Raw genomic sequence first — 23,827 nt, 5'->3', positions numbered from 1 at the left:
ACCGGGTGGCTTTCGTCAGGATTGCGCCTTGATTGCCGCCATCAGCCGTTCCGCCCCGTCAATCTGAAGCTGGTCAAAGATCTCTCCCTGCGCCACGTTGGGGAACTCCAGCGTTCCGTTCGGGTTCAGGTGGATCGTGGGCGCAGAGGGAGTGGGTTGGTCCGACAGCAGGCGGGCGGTTTGCTGCACGCATCGCTGCACCACGCTGCAGGCATTGGGGATGTTGCGCAGATTGATCTTGGCAATCTCGGCATAGGGTGTATCGGGCGCGCAGATGCCACGCGCGACCAGCTTCTCGCGGTTGGTGCGCAGCCGCTGATCCCGATTCAGATTGTTCAGATGCAGTTGAACCAGATGTGGTGGCAGTCCAGCGGAAAAGACATCGGCGGGAAACTGAATGTTGTGGCATTGCGCGCCGCCCGGAGGGCGATAGCCCGCTGCAATGGCCAGCTTGCCCCAATGCAGAACAGGGGCCAACCGATCAAGGTTTTGGGGAAACAGATAGCGGTCGCGGTGTGTGCCGTGATTGTCGACGAGAAGGCCGGGCAGGGCGGTGATGCCCGCAGGCAGGGCTTTCAGGCGCTCCAGCAGGCGCCCGTCTGCGATCCAGTTTCTGCCTTCGACCCAGATCAGACGTTCGTCGGTGTCCAGAAGCAGGGTCCAGTCGCATGTGCTTTCGACAGCCTCGTAAAAGGGGCCAAAGACATCTCGTTTGTGCAAGGCATTGTGAAACCCGTGAAACCGGAAAACCATGCTCTGTTGCGCCAGTTTTTCCAATTCCTCGATCACGTCTGGATCGTCCGACATGTTGTCGGCAATGATGAGGTTTTCCGCCCCGACGATTGCGGCGTGATGGCTGTGCCATTCGCGTAGAAAGATCGGATCGTTGCGGGTCTTGAGGATGATCCGCAACGGGCAATGGGGCATGCGGCGCAGCGCTCTGCGGATGCGCCACCGGTTGCGCGGCCATTCGGGTATCGTCTTGCGGAACATGGATCTTTCTGCACGAGGGCGTCTCGTGTCTGGATACCACCGCCCCGAAGCACTGGCCAGAGCGTGCTGTGTTGATTGGGATTTATCCGACCCGATGAAACGCAATACGCTGTAGAACCCTCTTCAGGCCAACAGATCATAAGTCTCGCTCTGCCCGGCAATTTCCAGATACAGCGCAGGCTGCGCCCCGCCATCGATCAGCGCCCACATGATTTGTCCGGTCGGGGTGTAGACCACAAAGGCCTCTTTTACTCCGGCTTGCCCGGCGTTGGCTGTTTCAGTCAGGTTGACGCGAAAGTCGCTTGCTGTTGCGTTGGGGTTGCCAAAGAACAGAACATCGCCCTCTTCAGCGGTGTAATCCTGCACCCAATCCGAACCGTGATCATAAATTCCAAGGTGAAAGAAGCGATCAGCCCCGGTGCCGCCATTGATCCGGTCATAGCCCCAGCCACCGTTGACAAAATCATCTCCGGGCCCGCCAAAGACCAGGTCGGACAGACCCGAGCCGGTCAATACGTCATCGCCGATATTGCCCACCAGAAAGTCGGTTCCGGCCCCGCCTGACAGAGCATCATCCCCGGCCTCGCCACGCAATTCGTCGTTCCCGTCACCACCCACAAGTGTGTCGTTGCCGTTGCCTCCCAGCAAAAGGTCCGCGTTGGATCCGCCATCCAGCTTGTCGTTCCCGCGCCCGCCTTCCAGGCGGTCATTGTTGTAATGACCAAAAAGAAAATCATCGCGATCCGACCCGATCAGCGTGTCCGGCCCAGAGGTGCCGTGCAGAACAATGCCCGGCTCTGGCTCTGGCTCAGGTTCTGGTCGGGGCTCAGGCTCGGGTTCAGGTTCGGGTTTTGGGTCTGGCCCGGGTAAGAGCACTGGTTCGGGAGGGGGATTGAGAAAGTTTGGATGATTCAAGGGGTCCAGGATTGGTCTGTCGGACTGAATCAAAAGGTCTGATGTGAAATGTTCTGGCCTCAGGGTGATGCCCGGCGCTGCATCGATGTCCAGTTCGTAAGGGCCGATCGAAATCGTGGCCTGTCGCCCGCCGTTGGTGATCCGCACCTCGTCAATGCCATAAAGCGACAGGACCACGGACAGGTCGATCTGATCTTCGGACGGATCGAAATCCCCGATCGACCCCAGCACGCCATCTTCGCCTGCGGCATCGGGATCAAAGATGAAGATATCGGCGCCATCTCCGCCGATCAGGTTGGCAGGGCTGTCCCCGGCAATCAGGATGTCGTCAGCTGCACCACCCCGCAGAACGGTTTGACCGGCTGTGCTGCGCTTGGCCCCGCCATAATCGCCAAGGTTGATCGAAAACTGACTGATCCCTGTCTCACCCGAGGCGCCGAGCAAGAACGGTCAAACCCTGGTCCGTAGCCCGTCCAGTCAGGGTCGCGACGTTGTTCAGGGCGCTCAAAGATGTGTCTGCAACGGAGGCAAGGTGGAACAGCTGTCCGCCAGGCAAGAGCGAGAACAGGCTGACACCGTCGTCCGCTCCTCCGGCCAAAACAAAGACATCGTCGCCCCGGTGGATGACATTCATCGCCACGACGCCCTGAAACCGGGTGTCGCGGTCGTCAATGATGTGATCGCGTGGAGTCAGTTGCCCGCCACTGTCCAGTTCCATGACACTCAGCGACGAGCTGCCTGCTGCCGCCAGAATGACATAGGTGGCATTGCCGACCTGGGCAGCGGCCAGGGCGGTTGGGTTGCTAAAGCCCGGGCCGTTGATGGCGTCTACACTGTCACGGGCATCCGAGATATTCCCGTTTGAATACAGGCGATGACTGCTGACCGTCTGGGCCTGATCGTTGGCCGCCAGCAGGAAGCGGGTCTCTCCGACACGGGCCGTCGTCAGGGCCGTGACCGGGTCTGAAAACTGCAGCGTGTCCCTTTGGGACAAGGTACCATCTGCGCCCAACTCATGGGCTGTCACCTGTGTGGACTGGCGCTCGACTGTGTAAAGGTATTGCGCGGCACTGAAACCGGTGCTGGCAGTGAGATATCCACCAGTGGCGGGGGACAGAGGTGTCGGATCTGTTTCCAAAGCGCCTGACTGGGTGTTGATGTCGAAGAGGGTCATGGCATGGCCAAAGACCCCGCCAGTGATCAGGGCTAAGCCCGGCAGAGGTTTCCACAAGATCAAGATTGAGCAGGTTTTGCCGGTCGGTGTCATCGTCAGCAGGGCGTTCGGACACCTGTGTGATGGCCCCGCTATCGGGGATGTTCCAGGTCCCGATCCAGCCATCCCGGGTCGCCCCATAGAGCCAGTATCCGCCATCTGTTTCGATGGTCGCCAGATCGACGAAATGACCTTCGGACAGAGGCTCCGATGACCTGTCAAAGACTGCAATGAATTCGAAATCCGGCACCACATGCGCCCTCCCAGTTCCCGCGCCCAAAATGAGAGAGCAAGAGGAAGGGCCCCGGCGCGAAACTGTGGCGATTTCGGGGACTGTGATTAAGAAATTTCCGAAATTTTCGGCGGTTTTGAGGCGAAATTGTTCCAGCCGGAACAGGCGTCATGTGGGTCACACCAAGTGGCGGAATGAAGCCCTGCGCAGGGGGAACGACTTGAGACTGTCGTGAAGGGTGGTTATGCCTTGCGCGTGCGTTTCAACCGGTGATCCGCGCATAAGGGCCCGAATTTGCGAGAGGTATCATACTCAGATGATCTATCCTGTTTTGCTGTGTGGTGGCTCGGGGACACGTCTTTGGCCGGTTTCTCGAAAGTCGTATCCCAAGCAATTTGCAAAACTGATGGGGGACGAGAGCTTCTTTCAGACCTCTGCGCGCAGGTTGTCCGGTCCCGATTTTGCTGCGCCGCTTGTGGTGACGGCGGATCAGTTCCGCTTTGTCGTGACAGAGCAGCTGGCGGCAGTCGAACAGGCGCCTTTGGGCATTCTCATCGAACCCGAGGGGCGCAATACGGCGCCTGCGGTTCTGGCCGCTGCCCTGTGGCTGGCCGACAAGGATCCCGAGGCCCTGATGCTGGTGGCCCCGTCTGATCATGTCATTCCGGATGAAGCGGACTTCCGGCGGGCCGCTCTTGCTGCGGTGCCTCGTGCGCGGCAGGGAGATCTGGTGACGTTTGGAATTGCCCCGACCCGTCCGGAAACCGGTTATGGTTACCTGGAGCTGGCTCCGGGGGAAAAGCCGAGGCCGACAGCCCGCAGCCGTTGGAACGGTTTGTCGAAAAACCTGATGCTGACCGGGCGTCTGACATGGTGGCGGCGGGGAATTACCTATGGAATGCGGGCATCTTCCTGTTTACGGCGCAGGCCATACTGGAGGCGTATCGCAAACATGCCCCCCAGATGGTCCAGGCGGTGACGGCGGCCATGGCACAGGCCGGTACCGACCTTGGTTTTACCCGGATTGCACCCGCGCCATGGGCCGAGGCTGACAATATCTCGATCGACTATGCACTCATGGAAAAGGTCCACAATCTGGCGGTGATGCCTTTTGGTTCGGGGTGGTCGGATCTGGGGGCTGGGACGCGGTCTGGCTTGAGAGCGGTCCCGACGCGCAGGGCAATGTCTGTTCCGAAGGCGCGACAGCGATCGATTGCAACGACACCCTGCTTCGTTCGGAAACACCGGGGTTGGAATTGGTGGGGATCGGTCTGGAAGATATCGTGGCGATTGCCATGAATGATGCGGTTCTCGTGGCTCGTAAATCTCAGGCGCAGCGCGTCAAGGAGGCGGTCGAGGCGCTCAGGCAAAAGAACGCCTCGCAGGCGGTGCAGTTGCCGCGCGATTACCGTCCCTGGGGTTGGTACGAGAGCCTGGTGGTGGGCAACCGGTTCCAGGTCAAGCGTATCGTGGTCAACCCAGGTGGCACGCTGAGCCTGCAGAGTCACCACCATCGATCTGAGCATTGGATCGTGGTTGAAGGCACGGCGCGGGTCACGATAGATGACGAGGTCAAACTGGTGACCGAAAACGAATCCGTCTACATCCCGCTGGGGTCGGTTCACCGGATGGAAAACCCTGGCAAGATGCCGATGGTTTTGATTGAGGTGCAGACCGGCGGATACCTAGGCGAGGACGATATTATCCGCTATGCGGATGTCTATGCACGAGATTGAACAGCAATCGAATTAAGAACTTAGATACAGAAACATAGGAATAGTTATGTCTGGAAAGAACATCGTCGTTTCCGGGATCGGATATGTCGGGCTCTCCAATGCGGTTTTGTTGGCACAGCACAACAAGGTCACGGCAGTGGACATCAACGCTGAACGCGTCAAGCAGCTGAATGCAGGTCACAGCCCCATCGTCGATCATGACATTGAACGGTACCTGCGCGATCATGATCTTGACCTGACAGCGACCACCGATGCAGCGGCTGCTTATGCACAGGCCGATTTCGTGATCGTCGCCACCCCGACAAACTACGATCCCGATGCCAATTTCTTTGACACCTCGACTGTCGAAGCGGTTGCTGAGGCTGTGCTTGCCGTAAACGATCACGCCACCATCGTGATCAAATCCACGGTGCCCGTGGGGTTTACGGCCCAGCTGTCGGACAGGTTGGGTGGAGACCGGGTCATTTTCAGCCCCGAATTCCTGCGCGAAGGCAAAGCCTTGCATGACAACCTGCATCCGTCGCGGATCATCGTAGGAGAGCATTCGGCCCGGGCTCGGGAGTTTGCAGGGCTGCTGGCTCAGGGGGCATTGCGTGAAAACGTGCCAACCCTTTACACCCATGCCGCCGAATCCGAGGCCATCAAACTGTTCGCAAATACTTATCTCGCCATGCGGGTCGCGTATTTCAACGAATTGGACAGCTATGCGCTGACCCATGGGCTGGACAGCCGCCAGATCATCGAAGGGGTCGGCCTGGATCCGCGGATCGGGACACATTACAACAATCCGTCCTTTGGCTATGGCGGCTATTGCCTGCCCAAAGACAGCAAACAGCTGTTGGCCAACTACTCGGACATTCCGCAAAACATGATCCGGGCCATCGTCGAGGCCAACCGCACCCGCAAGGATTTCATCGCCGGTCAGATTCTTGAGCGGGAGCCGAAGCGTGTCGGTGTTTATCGGCTGGTGATGAAGGCCGGCTCGGACAACTTCCGCCAAAGTTCGATTCAGGGCGTGATGAAACGGATCAAGGCCGAAGGGGTCGAGGTCATCATCTACGAGCCGGAAATGCAGGACGAATCCTTTTTGGATCCCGGGTGGTGCATGATCTCGCGGCATTCAAGGAAGAATGTGACGTTATCATTGCCAACCGCAGCACCAACGATCTTGCGGATGTTCCGGAAAAGATATTCACCCGGGATTTGTTCGGGGCGGATTGAACCACAGCGGCTTTTACCGTGAAACGGATGTTTCGCCAGTTTTTTCAGAGCAGTGAAAGCGCGGTTCGTTTTTGATGTTTTGTACTCCGGTTCAGGGTTCTGAACCGGAGAGGTTTTTTGTCATGTCGCGATTTGTCTGTTGCCAATTTTAGGCAGCGGGCATTAGTGCGTCTGAGGTTTTTCTTCGGACTCTTGTGTCTGCTCCAGGACCACGGGAGGGTTGTTCTCCAGCCAGTCATTGGTGTTCTGGCGGGCGTTCACATACCAGTATGTCTGGGGCTCAACACGCATTGCAAAAAGGCGATCTGGAGCTTCGACAAGGGGCTGCAGGGCTTCGACAAGCCTGCGAGGATCGTCAATATTGAGATTGATCAGGCAACTGTTCGACAATATCTGATGGGCTCGTAACCGGGTCAGTTCTTCGCGCAGTTTCTGGTAATGCTGAATGCCGTCCTCATGCAACAGGTCGTACGTCAGATGGAAAATTGCCAAAGGATCATCTCCGTTCTTAAACATTGGGTTCTCTATAGGATGACCCTACAAGCATTGATCATTCTCCCGCAATGGTTCAGACAGCACATACTTCTTTTCGGTTTGTGAGTGTGCTCAGGAACCGAACCCGGCAGTGTCGCAGTGACCTTGCACTACTTTGTCCATGGAGAAGGGCATGACGTCTATTCTGGTTACCGGCGGCGCGGGCTACATCGGGTCTCACGCCTGTAAAATGCTCAAGGCGGCTAGGCTATGTGCCGGTGACCTATGACAACCTGATCACGGGTTGGCAGGATGCGGTGAAGTTTGGCCCTTTCGAGCAGGGGGATTTGCGCGACCGCGACCGGCTGGACGAGGTTTTTGCCAAATATAAACCCGCAGCCGTGATGCATTTCGCAGCCCTGAGCCAGGTCGGTGAGGCCATGAGCAAGCCGGGTGAATATTGGTCCAACAATGTCTGCGGCTCGCTGAACCTGATCGAGGCCAGCTTGGCTGCAGGCGTTCACAATTTCGTCTATTCCTCGACCTGTGCGACTTACGGTGATCACGACAATGTCGTTCTGGACGAGAACACGGCCCAGATGCCGCTGAACGCCTATGGTGCATCCAAGCGCGCGGTCGAGGATATGTTGCGTGATTTCGGTGCTTCACACGGGCTGCAATCGGTGGTGTTTCGCTATTTCAACGTTGCCGGTGCCGATCCCTCTGCCGAGATCGGCGAGTTTCACCGCCCCGAGACACATCTGGTGCCGCTGATGCTGGAGGCGATTGACGGCAAGCGGGACGCCTTGACCGTGTTCGGCACGGATTATGACACGCCCGATGGCACCTGCATTCGGGATTACGTCCATGTCTGCGATCTGGTCGAGGCGCATGTGCAGGGACTAAAATGGCTCGAGGCAGGCAAGGGAAGCCGGGATTTCAACCTGGGCACTGGCAGCGGGTTTTCTGTGATGGATGTCATCGAACATTCCCGCCTGGTGACCAATCGCAAGGTGCCCTATGAGATCGGCCCGCGCAGGGCAGGGGACTGCACCAAACTGGTGTCAGGCTCGAGCAGGGCACAATCCGAGTTGGGCTGGCTCCCGTCACGCTCGGACATGCAAACGATGATTTCCGATGCCTGGCGTTGGCATCGCAAGGGGCGCTACGAGAAATAGGGCCATCGCCTCTACTTTGGACGACAGATATGAAAACAGCACTTGTTACCGGATCCGCCGGATTCATCGGGTTCCACGTATGCCAGCAGTTGCTGGCCATGGGTTGGCGCGTGGTCGGTCTTGATGCGTTGAATGACTATTACGACCCTGATCTCAAGGCACGACGGCATGCGCTTTTGCAGCCGGATGAGAATTTTGTGCCAGTGATCGCCCGACAGGAAACGCCCGGCGTGCTGCGGGAGATCTTTGCAACTCACACCCCGTCCGTGGTGATCCATCTGGCGGCGCAGGCTGGTGTTCGTCATTCGATCGACGCACCGCGGGATTATGTCGAGGCCAACCTGCTGGGCGCGTTCGAACTGCTTGAAGCCGCCCGCGCGTATCCGCCTGAACATATGCTGCTGGCATCAACCAGTTCCGTGTATGGCGCAAACACGCAAATGCCTTACGCCGAGACCGACAAAACCGACACCCAGATGTCATTTTATGCGGCAACCAAGAAGGCGGGCGAAGCCATGGCGCATTCCTATGCGCATCTTTATGGCTTGCCGATCACCATGTTCCGGTTCTTTACGGTCTATGGACCATGGGGACGCCCGGACATGGCGTATTTCAAGTTCACGCGCTCCATTCTGCAGGGCGAACCCATCGACGTTTACAACCATGGCAAGATGCGCCGGGATTTCACCTACATTGATGATCTGGTCGAGGGTATCCTTGCTCTGAAAGACGCCGTCCCCGGCGATGTTGCAGTTGGTGCACATGACAGTCTCAGCCCTGTGGCCCCGTTTCGGACCGTCAATATTGGCAACAACCAACCCACGGCGCTGATGGATTTCATCGCGGCGTTGGAAGGGGCCTGTAATCGCAAGGCTGAAATGCGGATGCTTCCGATGCAGCCTGGCGATGTACATGCGACCTGGGCGGATACCCGGTTGCTGCATGATCTGACCGGAATTGAAATGGGAACACCGCTGCAACATGGAATGCGGAAATTCGTAGACTGGTATCGGGAGTACTATGACGTGGAAGACACGTGTTCCCTTGGGTCGGTTGCATCTTAAGGTATTGTTTTAAAAGTGAAAGGTATAAATTTTTGAGGGCGTATTCAGAGTCATTTCCGAGCGCCCAATAATGTGAATTATGTTAAAAAATATGTTACACTAAAGGCGACCTTACACTTGTCTCAGTGTTTCGGAACTTTGCGCAAGAAACCAATCATAGGTGCTCTGCACACCGTCTTTCAGCGGGATCGTGGCAACCCAACCGAGGCGCTCCAGGCGTGAGACATCCATCAGTTTGCGGGGCGTGCCATCGGGCTTTGACGTGTCGAATTTCAAAGCGCCGGTAAACCCGGTGACCCGTGCCACGGTTTCCGCCAGTTCACGAATAGAGACATCCACTCCTGACCCGACATTGACATGGCTGAGCATCGGCTGCGTTTCACGCTGATAGACGTCCTTGGGCAGATCCATCACAAACAGGGATGCTGCCGCCATGTCATCCACATGCAGGAACTCTCGCATCGGGGTGCCGGTCCCCCAGATCACGACATGCTCCGCCTCGCTGTGCACGGCCTCGTGGAAGCGGCGGATCATGGCGGGCAGAACATGGCTGTTCTCGGGGTGGAAGTTGTCGCCGGGCCCATACAGGTTGGTGGGCATGACGGATCGATAATCCACACCGTACTGGCGGTTGTAACTTTCACACAGCTTGATGCCGGCGATCTTGGCGATGGCATAGGGCTCGTTGGTGGGTTCCAGCACACCAGTCAGCAAGGCATCTTCGCGCATCGGTTGTTGGGCAAGTTTGGGGTAGATGCAGGAACTGCCAAGTTGCAACAGTCGCGTGACCCCGGTGGCATAGGCCTGATGAATCACGTTGGCTTCGATCATCAGGTTTTCATAGATGAACTGAGCCGGATAGCTGTTGTTGGCAAGGATGCCCCCCACCTTGGCTGCCGCCAGGATCACCTGATCGGGGCGCTCATCCTCAAAAAATTGGCGCACGGCGGCTTGATCCGTCAAATCTAGCTCCGAGGAGGTGCGGGTGATCAGTTCCAGCTCGGCGCCTGCCTGCTTGCGGGCCTGCAACTGGCGCAGGATCGCCCCGCCCACCATGCCGCGGTGACCGGCCACATAAATACGCATCGGTTCAGTCCTCCTGCGCGATCGGCGTATCCATGCCATGGGCTTGCAACAAAGCGTGGCGCCGCGCAGTCTTGAGGTCTTCGCGAACCATTTCGGCGCACATCTCCTGAACGGTGATCTCCGGCTCCCAGCCCAATGTCTCACGTGCCTTGGTTGGATCCCCCAACAGGGTTTCCACTTCAGCAGGGCGGAAATAGCGCGGGTCAATGCGCATCACCACGTCACCAACCTTCAAGGCGGGTGCGTTTTCGCCCTCAATGGCGGTGACAGTCGCAGTTTCTTCCAGCCCTTCCCCTGCAAACTCAAGGGTGATCCCCAGCTCTGCGGCGGACCAGGAAATGAATTGCCGGACCGAATATTGCTTGCCGGTGGCAATGACAAAGTCTTCGGGGTTGTCCTGCTGCAGCATCATCCACTGCATGCGCACATAGTCCTTGGCGTGACCCCAGTCACGCAGCGCATCGATGTTGCCCATGTAAAGACATGGCTCAAGGCCTTGTGCGATATTGGCCAGCCCTCGCGTGATCTTGCGCGTCACAAAGGTTTCGCCGCGTCTGGGGCTCTCGTGATTGAACAGGATACCGTTGCAGGCATACATGCCATAGCTCTCGCGGTAGTTGACCGTGATCCAGTAGGAGTAGAGCTTGGCCACTGCATAAGGAGACCGCGGATAAAATGGCGTCGTTTCCTTTTGAGGCGTTTCCTGCACCAGACCAAAAAGCTCGGACGTCGAGGCCTGATAGAATCGGGTCTTTTTCTCAAGTTTGAGAAAGCGAATGGCTTCCAGCAGGCGCAACGTTCCCATCGCATCGACATCCGCCGTGTATTCCGGGGCTTCAAAGCTGACCGCCACGTGTGACTGAGCTCCCAGATTATAGACCTCGTCCGGTTGGATCTCCTGGATGAGTCGCGTCAGATTCGATGTGTCGCTCAGGTCCCCGTAATGCAGCTTGAAATTGGCCTGCGTGGTATGCGGATCCTGATAGATGTGATCCACGCGGGCCGTATTGAACGATGACGCACGACGTTTGATGCCGTGCACCTCATAGCCTTTTTCCAGCAGAAACTCTGCCAGATAGGAGCCGTCCTGCCCTGTTACGCCTGTGATGAGTGCCGTTTTTGCCATGGAACCGATCTGCTCCTGTCCTCATGTTTTCCGAAGAAAGATATGGGCCTTGACCTACTGTAGGCGAGGGGCCGGAAACAACCCAGAACGAATTTATACCGGAAAGTGCAGTCGATTACCGGTATCGAAAACATGGCGTTCGGGCTGTGCGTTGCGGGTGTTTTTGGCTGTCTCTTGAAACCTGACAAGGCAGATTCCCGCAAAGAGGAATCCCTTTAAGATATTGATTATAAATACTTTTATATGTCGCCCGCCACAGAGAGGGCCAAGTCCCGGAGATCAGGACAACCCCTTGTAGCAAGCTTTCTTGGTGCCAAATACAAAAAAGGCCGCATCCAAAAGGATCGGCCTTTTCGCAATTCATGATGTCAGGATGCCGACGTCTTATTCGACGACTTAGCTTCCCGAACCAGTTGTTGTGGTTGTCGAGCTGTCATCATCGTCGCTGATGAGGATACCCAAGCCGATGAGGCCCACGGCGATACCGCCTACCGCAGCTGCGGTCAGACCAGTGCCTACCAGGAAGCCAGGTGTGTTACCGACGACGACCGGTGTGGCTTCAACAACCTGAGCCGAAGTGACGTTGGCCGATACCAGAAGGCCGACGGTCATAATTGCAATCATCTTTTTCATAATCGTGGACCCTTATCCAAGTGTGTTTAAACGGCAATCTACCTCAAAGAGAATTGTAATTCAACGCGTTCTGCGCATGAAATCTGTCAAAGTTTCCGATCATTCTGCTGTCTGGCTTCGAGTGTGGTTATTTTGTCAGTCGCCGCAGCTTCAGATAGCCGACATTTGGGCCAGCCCATTGTTTGGATTGCCAAATCAAGCCGTTGCTTCTGTCCACCCAGTAATCATTGACGATCTGCCCGCCGCCACCTTCGCATCGCTGCTGCAAGTGCTGTGTTGGGTGTTTGCGCTCAACAATCACGATGGTCTCTGCCCCCAGATTCTCAAGAGTGCAGGCAAATGAAACCTGCAATTCACGGTTGTCCAATGCACGTACCCATTGCACGTGTTCGCCACCTGTTGCGGGTCCGGGTTGAGTCTGATGGGTCTGAACTGAGCTTGAAATCAGGTCTCCTCCCAGCCCTCGGGTTGCGATCACGATGCCATTGCGTGTGGTTATGGTGACGTTGTCTTCGGTGCGCCAGACCATGATGCGTCCCAAAGTGGCATCATCACGTTGCATGGAGAGAAAAAGATAGGCCAACTGGTCCCGGCGTTCGACAGTGACCTCGAGGAATGATCCCTCCACTGTGTCCAGATCTGCCCGGCGCACCGGCGGGCGCTCACCGCCCTGTCTTGCTGCACGTCTTTCTACGATGCTGGTCTGGACAGATTGAATGACTTCAAGTTGCAAGGGGGTACCATCGTCCCCCCCGCGCAAGCTGCCACAAGGGTCAGGACGATCATCAGCCGGATCAGGGTGCGTATTGTCATTCCCATACCGTCACCCACTTGTCGCCGAGCGCCTGGCGATGCGCAGGGCGGACCTGCTGATAGAGCCGTCCGGGGATAGATACCTTGGCCCCGCCATCCCGCTGGATCGGGCGAACGGTTGTTCCAAGTGATCTCTTCGATGGTTTGCCCAGGAACCAGTTCAGGGGCATGCTGAAGCGGATACCCTTGTCGAACGATCCCTCACCAAATTCCTCTGCCGATGCGCTGGTCAAAGTGAAGAAGCCCCCGACAGACCAGCCATTGTTGAACACCCGGTCCATTGAAAACGTGGCTCCGTAATCTCCGGCCAGATAGCGGCCGGCATCAATCTGCCCGTGGAACCCGTTGTTGAAATCCATGTAGGCCGACAGGTGACCGGTCACGATCCGGTAGTCCTGAAACCCAAGCCGCTGATCAAAATCACGCTTGATCGCATAGTTGGTTTCAAGACCAATCGCCAAGGGGCTGCTGACCGGTTTCCACAGAACTTCTCCGGAGAGACCGCCGTATCCGTATTCGAAATACCCCGCAGTCACCCGGGCATAGAGATCGCGACCCGGACGCCAGTATTTTGCAACATAGAGTTGGTTCAGCGTGGTGTCGTACTGAGCATATTCAACCTGATCCGTACGGACGGGCGGCAAATTTGAACCTGAGCGACGCCCATCGGCCGTGTTTCCGGCAAGACGTTGGCGCAGCTTGCCGGAAATCACCCAACCTGGCGCCGGGCGGTAGGTTGCTCCGAAATCTACACCAACGTCCAGACGGAAGGGGCGTGCCGGGTCGAAATAGGCCGGAGCAAAATAGGGTGTAACCGCCCAGCTGAATGCAGGATAGAGCTCTGGCCCTGTCAGGGCGCTGTCCGAGACGGGAGGAGCGCTTGAGAATCCGGTGACCGCCAGCAGGGCCTCGGTCGCCTGGGGAGCGAACTCCAGAGCTTCAAGATCAGACCGCCGTATCGTCGTCGTCGACAGGCCCATGCCGTTTGACACGGGAACCAGATGGAAGGTTTCGACTGATGCAGGCAGAACATGCGCCATTGCCCGGGCTGCACGCCCCACGGCCTGCGCCTCGGCCATATAGGTATGATTGCGGAATCTCAATTCAGCGGTGGAAGCCGTGATATCGATGGTTTCCAGGGTCAGATTGTACTGTGCCAGTTGCTTGGACAACACGTCCCGCACGGTCAAACGGGCGCTCTGGCTTTCGGCCCAGTTGGTTTGCCATAACTCGGGACTGGTTGCCCGATCCGGGCGAGGTGCGATCGGGTACGGCGCGGGCGCATAGGGTTGCGTCACCGGATACTTGGGGTTGAGCTGGATCTGTGCACTGATCCCGAAGCTGGAGCCATAAAGGTAATAGGCCCCGATCCGGGTGCGTTCGGACGCTTGGTATTCAACGCCGAAATTCAACGACGATCGCCGCTCGAACACATTCGATGTCTGGGTCTCCAGCACATAGGCATCTGACGAATATTCGGCCTTCAGCCCCAGCCTGTCGTTAACCTGCCACTCGACCCCGCCAAAGGGGGCAAAGGGGCCGCGAAACCACTGGTCCACGGACAACTCGCCACCAACGCTGCTTGAGCCGTCGAACACGGGGCGCGTGCCAAAGGATCCGATCGAGCCATGGGTTCCCAGCTAGGCCCCACCCCAGCCCTGCAGTTACCTTCAGGCGTCCGGGTGTTTTGGACCGTCCCAGAGCCTTGGTTTCGAAGGTCTTGGTCGCGACGATATACTCGCCCGAGTAAATCCCGGTTCCTGCAAAATCCTGTAGCCCCAAGGCAATTGCCGGGCGATAGGGGCTCTCCTTGAGCAACCGGAAACGAACGTCAAAGCTGCGGTCGTAATAAGTTGAAAACCCGAATTGATTCAGATTTTCGATACCGTTGTACCGAAAACTGGCTGACATCCAGGGCGTTGCCTGAAACGTCAGGGTGAACCGGCTTTGACCTGCAAAATTCGACACCGTCGTGGTGAAATGACCATCCGGCAGGGATTCGCCCGTAGGCATGTCGATCAGGCCCGGGTTGCCATAGAAGTTCAAACTTGGCGGAGGCAAAGGGGTGAAGCTGGGTTCCGGTGACTGCTGTGCGTATACCGGGTTTGCCAATACAATGCAGGCAGCCCATGCTGCGCCGACCGCACGCATCAGCGATTTGGATGTTCGATCGAAGGGCACGAGGTTGCTCTGATTGGTTTTTGAAGTCGTCACTGACGGCGTCAACATATGAGCAAGAAGAGAGGGGATCAACGCAGCAGGCGCAGGGTCGGAAATTCTCACCACAGCTGTGGCAGAAACACGGCAAGGCACAGGTTCAGGATGACTTCCGCTTGGTATCGTCGAACTTGAACCCTTCGACCCAACGCTGGACAACCGCACAGGCGGCTTCTGTGTCCTGTGTATCAATCGACTGATGTAGGGCCTTCAGAAAGGATGCGACTTCAATTTCGGAAAGAAGCTTTTCACGTGCCTGGAAAATTTTCTGATGACGTGTACCGAACAACTGCCCGCTGACGGCCAGCTCTTCGACAATTTTCTCGCCAGGACGCAAGCCGGTGAACTTGATCTCAATATCGCCATCGGGGGTCTCGTCGTCACGCACGGTATACCCGGCGCTCTGGATTACCTGTCGGGCCAGTTGCAGGATTGGGACCAGAGGTCCCATGTCCAGGACGAAGACTTCTCCTCCATTGGCATTGGCCCCCGCCTTGAGAACCAGTTGCACGGCTTCGCTGATGGTCATGAAGTAGCGTTTGACATCAGGGTCCGTGACAGTGACAGGGCCACCGCGACTGATTTGTTCCTGAAACAGCGGGATCACCGAACCGCTGGAGCCCAGAACGTTTCCGAACCGAACCATGGAAAAGATGGTTGTATGGGATCGTGACGCGAGGTCCTGCACGACAAGTTCTGCCAACCGCTTGGATCCGCCCATCACGTTGGTCGGGCGCACCGCCTTGTCCGAGGAAATCAGAATGAACCGCTCTACTCCGGCCTGCGCAGATTCCTGTGCCAGAACCTGCGTGCCCAGAACGTTGTTGGCCAATCCCGGCAGTGGATTGGCCTCGACCAGTGGCACGTGTTTATAGGCCGCTGCATGTAGCACCACCTGAACCTCGAACTCTCGCAGGACCTGCCGCACCTGCCGGTCATCGGCAACCGATCCGAGCACCGGAACCAGTTCGATATCCGTGCCTTCGGTCAATAGTTCGAGTTCTTGCAAAACGGTGTAGAGCGCCAGCTCGCTGAGTTCGAACAGGACCAGACGCGAGGGGGCACATGTCAGAACCTGGCGGCAAAGTTCGGACCCGATCGAGCCGCCTGCCCCGGAAATGAGAATGGAACGTCCGCTATAGCTGCTCTGGCTTTCTTCCAGGGGCATGTCATGGGTCGCCCGCCCGAGGAAATTCTGGGGTGCCACGGGGGTCAGTTTCTCGACCAGAGCCTCTTCGCCAATGAGCTGAGCGAAGGACGGCAGGGTTTGAACTTCCAGTCCCAGCTTTTGCAGCCGCCTGGCAACCTGAGCCTGCTTGGGTCTGCTTTGCGAAGGCATCGCCAGAAGCACCCGGCTGATATCGCGGGATTCCACGATTTCCGCAGTGCGTGATGGCGGGAAAACCGGCAGTCCCATCAACATCATGCCCTGGAGCGATGTGTTGTCGTCGACAAAAGCAACGGGATCGATGCTTTCATGCGCCTTCAGGGCCTGGGCAAGCTGCGTGCCGGTGGTCCCGGCCCCATAGATCAGAACCCTGCGCCTTGGCCGCACGCTGCGATATACCGTGAGGACAAACTGATGCAGGATCACCCGGGCTGAAACGGACAGCAGAAAGAAACAGATACCAAAGACAACGTGGGTGCCCATAGGCAACATACCCTGAGGAATACCCAACACGCTCCCCATGTTCATCAGCAAAGCCGAAGAGCCAGCCAAAATAATCGCAAGAACGGCAGTCAAACCAATGGCATGACGTTCGTAGGCATTGAGACGCACAAAAGGCAAACCCAGCCAGAACAGCATGCCAACTGCAATTGCCATAAGATAAGGCAGCACCGGCAATATCGAGATCAGTGTCTGAAGCGGTGGCTGGGGCAGAACCTGAACGGTGAACGTAAAAAGAAAAGCCACTGGAATCAGAAGCAGGTCGATACCCAAGAAAATGTAAGCTTTCTGCCGCCGAGGCAGAGCGCCAATCAACCCAATCATCCAGTCGTTAGCCTTTTAAATTATTTTCCCCGGAGAGAGCCCCAGAGAAACTCAGAATGCCATTGAATGGTAAACGATTTTCCAGTCTTAAAAAAACATGGCCTCGCTGCAATGGCAATTGCCGTTTCCAAGAGCGATAGAACAAGCAGGAATCTGCTGCAATGCACACTCAAAGGTTGATTATTGCGCTTTTTTGGAGTTGATCAAGTCCAAAAATGTAGCTTCCTTCAAGAGCTATTCGGCAGCCTTTGAAGCCAGGGTCAGGCCATTCAAGTAATGCTGCAGGTCGTCCCGCAGGTCATCGCGCGCCAAGGCAAAGGCAACGGTTGCCTGCAAGAAGCCAGCCTTGGAACCGCAATCGAAGCGCTGACCATGAAAGCGATAGCCATAGACGGGAATATCGTTTCGAATGTCTTCCGCGATGGCATCTGTCAGCTGAATTTCACCTCCGGCGCCCTTCTTCATCTGATGAAGGTTCCGCATGATGGATGGGTTCAGGATGTAACGCCCGATGACCGCCAGATTGGACGGCGCTTCATCGGCCTTGGGCTTTTCGACCATGCCCTTGACTGACACAACCGACCCCGTGTCCCCTGTGGCATCCAAAATACCATAAGAGCTGGTTTGTGCGGCAGGCACTTCCATGGCGGCGACCATGTTGCCCCCGGTTTCTTCATAGGCCTCTATCATCTGCTGGAGGCATGGTTTTTCGGCAGCGATCACGTCGTCAGGCAAAATGACGGCAAAGGGTTCGTTCGACGCCAGAAGTCTGCGCGCGCACCAAACCGCATGCCCCAGCCCCAATGCACGGTGCTGGCGAATATAGGCAATCGCCCCGCTTTCCATGTTGGTGGATTTCAGGGTTTCGAACAGTTCGGTTTTACCCTTTTTCTTCAGTTCGTGTTCGAGAATGGGATTGTGGTCAAAGTAATCTTCCAGAGCGCCTTTGCCGCGGGAGGTAACAAAAATGAATTCCTTGATTCCGGCGGCGCGGGCTTCGTCGATGGCGTATTGCACCAGCGGACGGTCCACGAGGGTCATTATTTCCTTGGGCACAGATTTTGTTGCTTAGCAGGAATCGTGTTCCCAATCCTGCAACCGGAAAAATAGCCTTTGTTACCTTCTTACGCATTCTAGCCTCAAAATCAGATACACCGGGCTTTGCCTGCAGCCCTAGATTGTTCTAACGAACGACAACATGCGCCCCGTTTACGCGAAATCAAAAGGGTATGGAACATCTGTTGTGGGGGAATTTGACCGTGGGCGCACCAGTACCCCGGATCCAGGTCACCTGCGGAACAGTTTGCCTATTGTTTCAAATACCAATGCAAAATCATAGCAAGTGCTCTGATGGCGTTGATAGATCAGGTCCAGGCGGGCCTTGGCCGGAACGCACACGCGGGAATAGACGGCATCGGTCTCTTCCGGGGTCAGAACAGCGCTTCAAAAGGGCCGCTTCATGCTTGTGATATGTGATTGATGCCAATCCTGTGACGCCGGGGCGGCTTTTGAGAACCTGTTCATACAGGGCCGCGTGGCGTTCGACATACTCTCGCAAAGGGGGCGTGGCCCGACAAAGCTCAGATCTCCCCGCAGGATGTTCCACAGTTGCGGGAATTCATCCAGCCGCCGCGACCGCAACCAGGCTCCGGTCTGGGTGATGCGGGCTGTCTTATCCCCGCCAGAGACCCCGAGATCATCGTCAACGATCGTCATCGTGCGCAGCTTCCACAGCCGAAACGGTTGCGACGGCGTTTTCATCCGCTCGGCGACATAAAACACAGGCCGCCCTTCACGGATCAGCAGCCATATCAGCAAGCCCAGCAGAACCGGCCCCAGAACCACGATGAGCAGGGTTGCAAAAAACAGGTCGAATATGCGCTTGCGCCATGTCATTGCGCGGTGTCCTTTCGTTGCAGGTGTCGGCGCACCCTCTGCCACTGCGCGACCATTCGGGCGGGATCGGATGTTGGCTTTCCGGACGCCACCAGCCCCTGCAGCAGTCCGGTGTCCAGTTGCACTTCGCGGATGGCTGTGTCAGGTGCCGGTCTGCTTGTCCATGGCAAGTTGGCAGCATCCAGCAAATGCCCCATCTCCAACATCTCCGGAGCTGCCACATTGAGGGCCTGCGGCAGATCGGGGCACGTCATCAGATCCGCCAGCACCAACGCCAGATCTTCGATTCCAACATAAGATCTGCACGGGCTTGTGCCGTCGGCAAATACATCAAGGCTGAAGCCAGGGGCCCATCCACCCAGAATGGCATCCAGTCCGGCAATGTTCCCGATCCGCAGGGAACAGACTGGCACGCCCAGTTCAATTCCCAGGTGGGTTGCTTCACGCTCCATATCGGCCTTGCTGCGCCCGTAATCCGCCACCGGGGCCAGGGCCGTGGTTTCCACAAGGCGCCCTGCTCCGTTGCCATAGACCGCTGCCGAAGACGTCAGCAATACCCGGGCGCCGCTTTTTGCACCGGCCCGTACGGCGGCGCAGGCCAGAGCCTGGTTATCGGCCAACACTCCAGGTCGCCCGGGAATGACACCGGCCAGACACAGGATGACCGCCCGCCCCCGGGCCGCCTCGTACAAAGCCTCGGGCTCTTTCAGCGGATCGAAGACAGCCCAGGCCAGGTCCGCATCAGCCGCTGAATATAGGGAGCGATCATGTCTTCCCTGCCACAGTACCGAACCGGTCAGGCCGTGCGATTCCCAACAGATCTGGAGGATTTGTCCGATCCGGCCCGTGGCACCCAGAACCAGTATTTCAGGGAAAGGCATCAGTTTTCCTGTTCCGGTTGACGACATGCCCTTTGGCAGTATCCTGCGCACGCAAAACTCACTATCCTTTTCACTTCGGATCAACACATGCGTTTTATTCTCCCCTTTCTTGCAATGGCAAGCTTATGCCTGTTGCCTGCCGCATGTGCGCGTGGACGCCTGCCGGGAGGGGCGCCGATCAGCGAAGAGATTCTCAAGGAAAGTCAGGAAGGGAACGCGGCTTTCGCTCTCTATCCGGTCACGCGGGCATTTTTGCCGACGGTTGCGCAATGGCCGTCAACAGGAACGCAGGAAAACCTGCCATGGATCGGGGCCAGCCAAGGGGCCAAGACCCAGATCATCCAACCTGGCGACCGTCTGCTGCTCAGCGTGTGGGATAGCAGTGAAAATTCCCTGCTCACCGCGCAGGAACAGAAAGTTATTCAGCTGGAAAACGTTGTTGTTGCCGCCAACGGAAGCGTTTTCATGCCCTATGTCGGCAATATCAGCGTCATCGGGCTGACCCCGGATCTGGCGCGCGAAGAATTGCAATCGGCGCTCGAAAAGATTGTCCCTTCGGCACAGTTGCAGCTTGTCATGAGCGAAGGGCGCAACAACTCGGTTGATCTGGTCAGCGGTGTGCTGACGCCCGGGACCTATCCGATGCCGGATCGCAATTATACGGTGATGGGGTTGATCTCTGCCGGTGGTGGGATCAGTGCAAATCTGAACAATCCGCAAATCCGGCTTGTCCGCGGGGGGCAAATTTTCGGTACTTCGGTGGATGCCTTGCTCAACAATCCGCGGCTCGACACGCTTTTGCGGGGCGGTGATCGGGTTTTTGTCGAAGAAGACGAACGGCATTTCCTGTCGTTTGGCGCCACGGGCACCGAAGCGCTGCATACGTTCACCAAGGACAAAGTGTCTGCGATGGACGCCATTTCGATCATGGGCGGCCTCAAGGACAACAAGGCGGATCCCCAGGGACTTTTGATCCTGCGGCAGTATCCTGGCTCTGCCATTCAAAGCGGTGTCCGTGGCCCCCGCAAGGCGCAGGTGGTTTTTTCCATCAACCTCAATACGGCGGATGGCCTGTTTTCGGCGCGTCAGTTCCAGATCAACTCAGATGATCTGGTCATCGCCACGGAATCGCCGATCAACGACGTCCTGACGATCTCGAATATCGTTGGTAACTTCGTGGGTGTCTTCAACGCGACAAGCTCGATCGGAAACTGATCTGATCACGCAGGGGTTCGGAAGCCGTGAAGCAACGCGGCTCTGAACCGCTCTATGGGATTGCGATGTGCAGGTTTTCGGGCAGAAGACTGTTCATGCGGGCCAGGTGTTCGGGCAGGCAGCGCGTGAGGAAATCATAAGTTTCGACAGCATGATTGCGCGCAGCCGGGCCGATATGGGCATAATCCTGCGGCTTGGCCAGCACATCCACGACCTGATCCGCAAGGGCGTTGCTGTCGAAGAAATCCACCAGCAGGCCGGTCTGGCCATGGGTGATGGCTTCGCGAACAGGGGCGACATCCGAGGTGACAATCGTCGCCTGCATCGACATGGCCTCGAGCAAGGACCATGACATCACGAACGGCATGGTCAGGTAGATGTGACAACGGCTCAGCTGGATAATCTGGCAATACGTCGAATAGGGCACCCGACCGACAAAATGCACCCGGGACCAATCCACGCTGTCACCCAGTTCCTCGATCAACTGCGCACGGTACCCGTCGGGGTGGGTGCTTTCGCGCCCATAAGATACCTCGTTTCCGCCGATGACGACCACGCGCGCGTTGGGTCGTTCCGACAATATGCGGGGCAAGGCGCGCATGAAGATGTGGAACCCCCGGGCATGTTCGAGATTGCGCGCCATATAGGTAAAGACCTCGTCCTGGCGCGTCAGGGGACGCTCAAGGCTGCCCAACTTGACGGAGACCTGTGGATCAGGGCGCAGCATGTCTGTTCGAATGCCATCGTGGCATACATAGAATTTGTCGCGAAAGACCTGCGGAAAGGTTTCCGCCTGCCAATTGGTCGGGCAATGGCCCAGATCCACACCATGCAGGCTGGCATAGGGGATTGCGTTGCGGGCCTCCAGGGTGAACGGTTTGTGCGCTTGAACCGGCTCACTGGGATCAAACCCCACAATGCCGCCCTTCAATCGATAGAACAGCTCAAAAAATCCCAACACAGGGATATCCGGCCAGACCTGCTTTAGAAACAGCAGCTCGCCCCAACCGGTATGGCCCATGATCAGGTCCGGGCGAAACCCGTGTTTTTGCTCCAGAGCTTGCGCCGCCAGGGCAACACCGTAGTCAGCCCCAGTGGCTTCTTCCCAGACCTTGGATAATCCATAGGCGGTTTTCTTGGGGCGGTGATGGGGTTCGTAGATCAACCTTCGCACCCCGGGCACCTGCGGTGCGTCCCGGCGCTGTGTCAGAAACACGATGTCATGTTTGCCTGTTGCAGCCAGCCATTGCAGCAATTCACGGTATTGCCCCGGCATGTTTTGGTGAACGAACAACAATTTCATGCCGGACTATCCTCGGGTGGGTTAAATCATGTGGCGACTCACGACCTTTTTCCTTGTGAAACGGGGCCTTTCGCAATGGTCTGATGCTGAAACGTCGGAAAAACTCGGCCGGACATGCGGACGGGACACACCCGAACCCGTGCGATGCTCGATGCTCGATGCTCAGGAGCTGAGCTTCTGTGGGATGCGCTGCTTTACATCCTCAAAGTTATATCGCTTGGTCGGATCCCCTGCATAAACAGCAATCAGACGTTGATGTTTGGTGGCCCTGAACGGTTCTGTCGCAATGATGCTGTAGTTTGCCTCTCGCCCCATCCAGTCTCTTAGCATGTCGTCGGTGACCGGATCATGGATATGACCTGTGGTTTTATTGGCAGGCCAATTGTAGGGAACCGAAACGATGACCATGTCAGCCAGCTCCTGCAACCTCCGGGCAAACAGCTTGGCGTCGGGCACATGTTCCAACACTTGGAAGCACGTGCAGATATCGAATTTCTTGTCGAATGCCAGCGTGTGGATGTCGCCCTGAATGCCACGCACCGTATCGGATTGATAGGGTACGCGAATATCCACCGAGCATCTGTCGTCGATCCAGTCAAACCATTCCAAATAGGGGCAGTTTCCGGAGCCCACATCAATCAGGCTGTCGGCATCCCGCCCAACCACGCGCAGGATGTAGTCCAGGTAGCGATAGTAGATCAAATCGGATCGCGACCGCCAGTAAGCGCCCGTTGCATACCCTGAATTCCCGTTGGACTTTGGTTGCCTTCCCATTGGTAACGCTCCTGAAGGTTGGGTCCTGTTTCTTGTCGGACCTATTGCGAGTTCAGCGCATCCAAACGGATACTGCACCTGTTGCCTGCGGGAATGACCAGATCAGGGTTCGAAATTGCCCCCGGATCGCAAATGTATTCGATGCCGCGTCAAACACCTTGTCGATCACGGTGATGACCCCGGGATAGCTGTCATCCGGAGTTGATGCAGGTATGATGGTTGCGGTCGTGCCGACTTCCATCCCGGCATAAGCCGTGACGGGCAGATAGGCTTCGACATGCAGCGGATCGAGCTGTGCAATGCGCACAACCGGCGTGTCCTGATCGGCAAACTCACCCGCATAGAGCAGACGATCGATCACCACGCCATCGATCGGGCTGACAATGCTGCGCTGTTTCAATACAGCTTCGGCGCGCCTGAGTTCCATGGCCGCGATGCGCTTGCGCATTTCCGACGTCGACAGATCACGGATCGCAACTTCGGCGGTGGCTTCAGCTTCATCCAGATCCGCTTGTGGGGCGATCTTGCGCTCCACAAGGCTGCGGATGCGATCTGCCCGGCTGTGCGCCAGCTTCAGTCGCGCTCTCTGGGCTGCAATGTCGTTTTCGGATCCAAGGGCCTGCTCGCGCATCAACTCGACGGTTGTCTCTTCGATATCGGACACAAGCCGCGCCAGCAGCTGGCCCTGGGTGACCAGATCGCCCCGGGCAACGTCCACAAACTGCAACAGACCGCCCGTCGGGCTGGCCAGTTCCACAACGAGGGACGGCTCAATCACACAATCATAGGTTTCGGCACCGGCCTCACCTCCGGCCAGGCCCAGACCCAAAAGGCACACGGCGATTTTTTGGAAACGTGTCATAT

Annotated in this window: 18 protein-coding genes and 4 pseudogenes; 5 read left to right on the top strand and 17 right to left on the bottom strand. The window is 57.0% G+C overall.

Annotated elements, in window-relative coordinates; translation table 11 throughout:
- Positions 1–15: 15 nt before the first annotated feature.
- From ACZ1HE_RS23455 to ACZ1HE_RS23445, 3 genes are all read right to left on the bottom strand, one after another.
- On the bottom strand, positions 16–993 hold the full coding sequence (locus ACZ1HE_RS23455) for a glycosyltransferase family protein (protein WP_472625135.1): 978 nt from the start codon (positions 991–993) through the stop codon (positions 16–18).
- Between the two features lie 123 nt (positions 994–1,116).
- A complete protein-coding gene (locus tag ACZ1HE_RS23450; protein WP_472625133.1) occupies positions 1,117–2,352 on the bottom strand; it encodes a calcium-binding protein in 1,236 nt (411 codons plus the stop codon).
- Positions 2,333–3,139 (bottom strand): hypothetical protein, encoded by an 807-nt coding sequence (locus ACZ1HE_RS23445; protein ID WP_472625131.1) that lies wholly within the window; start codon positions 3,137–3,139, stop codon positions 2,333–2,335. Before ACZ1HE_RS23445 ends, ACZ1HE_RS23450 begins: the two co-directional genes overlap by 20 nt.
- 530 nt (positions 3,140–3,669) lie before the next feature.
- Between ACZ1HE_RS23445 and ACZ1HE_RS23440 the strand changes: the two are divergent.
- Positions 3,670–5,089: pseudogene (locus ACZ1HE_RS23440) on the top strand (mannose-1-phosphate guanylyltransferase/mannose-6-phosphate isomerase).
- 46 nt (positions 5,090–5,135) lie between these two features.
- Positions 5,136–6,310 (top strand): annotated as a pseudogene (locus ACZ1HE_RS23435) (nucleotide sugar dehydrogenase).
- 162 nt (positions 6,311–6,472) lie between these two features.
- On the opposite strand, the gene ACZ1HE_RS23430 reads toward ACZ1HE_RS23435, so the two are convergent.
- On the bottom strand, positions 6,473–6,826 hold the full coding sequence (locus ACZ1HE_RS23430) for a hypothetical protein (protein ID WP_472625129.1): 354 nt from the start codon (positions 6,824–6,826) through the stop codon (positions 6,473–6,475).
- A 151-nt stretch (positions 6,827–6,977) separates the two neighbouring features.
- Between ACZ1HE_RS23430 and galE the strand changes: the two are divergent.
- Positions 6,978–7,962, top strand: a pseudogene (galE, locus tag ACZ1HE_RS23425) (UDP-glucose 4-epimerase GalE).
- Between the two features lie 29 nt (positions 7,963–7,991).
- Positions 7,992–9,026: an NAD-dependent epimerase/dehydratase family protein gene (locus tag ACZ1HE_RS23420; protein WP_472625127.1), complete on the top strand. Its 1,035-nt coding sequence runs from the start codon at positions 7,992–7,994 to the stop codon at positions 9,024–9,026.
- 111 nt (positions 9,027–9,137) lie between these two features.
- Here ACZ1HE_RS23420 and fcl read toward each other — a convergent pair whose 3' ends face one another.
- The 10 genes and pseudogenes from fcl to ACZ1HE_RS23370 all read right to left on the bottom strand — a co-directional run bounded on the left by fcl (position 9,138) and on the right by ACZ1HE_RS23370 (position 19,671).
- Positions 9,138–10,112, bottom strand: coding sequence for a GDP-L-fucose synthase (gene fcl, locus ACZ1HE_RS23415; protein ID WP_472625125.1), 975 nt, complete (start codon positions 10,110–10,112; stop codon positions 9,138–9,140).
- A 4-nt stretch (positions 10,113–10,116) separates the two neighbouring features.
- Positions 10,117–11,238: a GDP-mannose 4,6-dehydratase gene (gmd, locus tag ACZ1HE_RS23410; protein ID WP_472625123.1), complete on the bottom strand. Its 1,122-nt coding sequence runs from the start codon at positions 11,236–11,238 to the stop codon at positions 10,117–10,119.
- A gap of 396 nt (positions 11,239–11,634) precedes the next feature.
- Positions 11,635–11,871: a hypothetical protein gene (locus tag ACZ1HE_RS23405; protein ID WP_472625121.1), complete on the bottom strand. Its 237-nt coding sequence runs from the start codon at positions 11,869–11,871 to the stop codon at positions 11,635–11,637.
- Between the two features lie 127 nt (positions 11,872–11,998).
- Positions 11,999–12,604 (bottom strand): YjbF family lipoprotein, encoded by a 606-nt coding sequence (locus tag ACZ1HE_RS23400; RefSeq protein ID WP_472625119.1) that lies wholly within the window; start codon positions 12,602–12,604, stop codon positions 11,999–12,001.
- A gap of 76 nt (positions 12,605–12,680) precedes the next feature.
- On the bottom strand, positions 12,681–14,282 hold the full coding sequence (locus ACZ1HE_RS23395; RefSeq protein WP_472625117.1) for a YjbH domain-containing protein: 1,602 nt from the start codon (positions 14,280–14,282) through the stop codon (positions 12,681–12,683).
- Positions 14,185–14,898, bottom strand: coding sequence for a YjbH domain-containing protein (locus ACZ1HE_RS23390; RefSeq protein ID WP_472625115.1), 714 nt, complete (start codon positions 14,896–14,898; stop codon positions 14,185–14,187). Before ACZ1HE_RS23390 ends, ACZ1HE_RS23395 begins: the two co-directional genes overlap by 98 nt.
- A 103-nt stretch (positions 14,899–15,001) precedes the next feature.
- Positions 15,002–16,894 carry a polysaccharide biosynthesis protein gene (locus ACZ1HE_RS23385; RefSeq protein ID WP_472625113.1) on the bottom strand — a complete coding sequence of 631 codons (1,893 nt, stop codon included), beginning with the start codon at positions 16,892–16,894 and terminating at the stop codon, positions 15,002–15,004.
- Positions 16,895–17,128: 234 nt separating this feature from the next.
- Positions 17,129–18,026 (bottom strand): annotated as a pseudogene (gene galU, locus ACZ1HE_RS23380) (UTP--glucose-1-phosphate uridylyltransferase GalU).
- Between the two features lie 311 nt (positions 18,027–18,337).
- Positions 18,338–18,790, bottom strand: coding sequence for a sugar transferase (locus tag ACZ1HE_RS23375; RefSeq protein WP_472625111.1), 453 nt, complete (start codon positions 18,788–18,790; stop codon positions 18,338–18,340).
- Entirely contained in the window at positions 18,787–19,671 is an 885-nt protein-coding gene (locus ACZ1HE_RS23370) for an NAD-dependent epimerase/dehydratase family protein (protein WP_472625109.1), read from the bottom strand. The genes ACZ1HE_RS23375 and ACZ1HE_RS23370 overlap by 4 nt, the downstream gene beginning before the upstream one ends.
- An 87-nt stretch (positions 19,672–19,758) precedes the next feature.
- On the opposite strand from ACZ1HE_RS23370, the gene ACZ1HE_RS23365 reads away from it, so the two are divergent.
- The gene (locus tag ACZ1HE_RS23365; protein ID WP_472625107.1) at positions 19,759–20,886 is read left to right on the top strand and encodes a polysaccharide biosynthesis/export family protein; all 1,128 of its coding nucleotides are present in this window, start codon (positions 19,759–19,761) and stop codon (positions 20,884–20,886) included.
- Positions 20,887–20,938: 52 nt separating this feature from the next.
- Here the strand turns inward: ACZ1HE_RS23365 and ACZ1HE_RS23360 are convergent, their stop codons facing one another.
- From ACZ1HE_RS23360 to ACZ1HE_RS23350, 3 genes are all read right to left on the bottom strand, one after another.
- Positions 20,939–22,189 carry a glycosyltransferase family 4 protein gene (locus ACZ1HE_RS23360; protein ID WP_472625105.1) on the bottom strand — a complete coding sequence of 417 codons (1,251 nt, stop codon included), beginning with the start codon at positions 22,187–22,189 and terminating at the stop codon, positions 20,939–20,941.
- Positions 22,190–22,351: 162 nt separating this feature from the next.
- Positions 22,352–22,963: a class I SAM-dependent methyltransferase gene (locus tag ACZ1HE_RS23355; protein ID WP_472625103.1), complete on the bottom strand. Its 612-nt coding sequence runs from the start codon at positions 22,961–22,963 to the stop codon at positions 22,352–22,354.
- Positions 22,964–23,015: 52 nt separating this feature from the next.
- A complete protein-coding gene (locus ACZ1HE_RS23350) occupies positions 23,016–23,825 on the bottom strand; it encodes an efflux RND transporter periplasmic adaptor subunit (protein WP_472625101.1) in 810 nt (269 codons plus the stop codon).
- Positions 23,826–23,827 lie beyond the last annotated feature (2 nt).

This window comes from Falsiruegeria sp. JB4-1 (assembly GCF_055693495.1).
This window is presented reverse-complemented; position numbering and strand designations above follow the sequence as displayed.

Bases quoted from the DNA above. Each gene is read 5' to 3' on its own strand.
- ACZ1HE_RS23455 (WP_472625135.1), bottom strand. From the start codon at position 993: ATGTTCCGCAAGACGATACCCGAATGGCCGCGCAACCGGTGGCGCATC.
- ACZ1HE_RS23430 (WP_472625129.1), bottom strand. From the start codon at position 6,826: ATGTTTAAGAACGGAGATGATCCTTTGGCAATTTTCCATCTGACGTAC.
- ACZ1HE_RS23420 (WP_472625127.1), top strand. From the start codon at position 7,992: ATGAAAACAGCACTTGTTACCGGATCCGCCGGATTCATCGGGTTCCAC.
- fcl (WP_472625125.1), bottom strand. From the start codon at position 10,112: ATGCGTATTTATGTGGCCGGTCACCGCGGCATGGTGGGCGGGGCGATC.
- gmd (WP_472625123.1), bottom strand. From the start codon at position 11,238: ATGGCAAAAACGGCACTCATCACAGGCGTAACAGGGCAGGACGGCTCC.
- ACZ1HE_RS23405 (WP_472625121.1), bottom strand. From the start codon at position 11,871: ATGAAAAAGATGATTGCAATTATGACCGTCGGCCTTCTGGTATCGGCC.
- ACZ1HE_RS23385 (WP_472625113.1), bottom strand. From the start codon at position 16,894: ATGATTGGGTTGATTGGCGCTCTGCCTCGGCGGCAGAAAGCTTACATT.
- ACZ1HE_RS23375 (WP_472625111.1), bottom strand. From the start codon at position 18,790: ATGACATGGCGCAAGCGCATATTCGACCTGTTTTTTGCAACCCTGCTC.
- ACZ1HE_RS23370 (WP_472625109.1), bottom strand. From the start codon at position 19,671: ATGCCTTTCCCTGAAATACTGGTTCTGGGTGCCACGGGCCGGATCGGA.
- ACZ1HE_RS23365 (WP_472625107.1), top strand. From the start codon at position 19,759: ATGCGTTTTATTCTCCCCTTTCTTGCAATGGCAAGCTTATGCCTGTTG.
- ACZ1HE_RS23360 (WP_472625105.1), bottom strand. From the start codon at position 22,189: ATGAAATTGTTGTTCGTTCACCAAAACATGCCGGGGCAATACCGTGAA.
- ACZ1HE_RS23355 (WP_472625103.1), bottom strand. From the start codon at position 22,963: ATGGGAAGGCAACCAAAGTCCAACGGGAATTCAGGGTATGCAACGGGC.
- ACZ1HE_RS23350 (WP_472625101.1), bottom strand. From the start codon at position 23,825: ATGACACGTTTCCAAAAAATCGCCGTGTGCCTTTTGGGTCTGGGCCTG.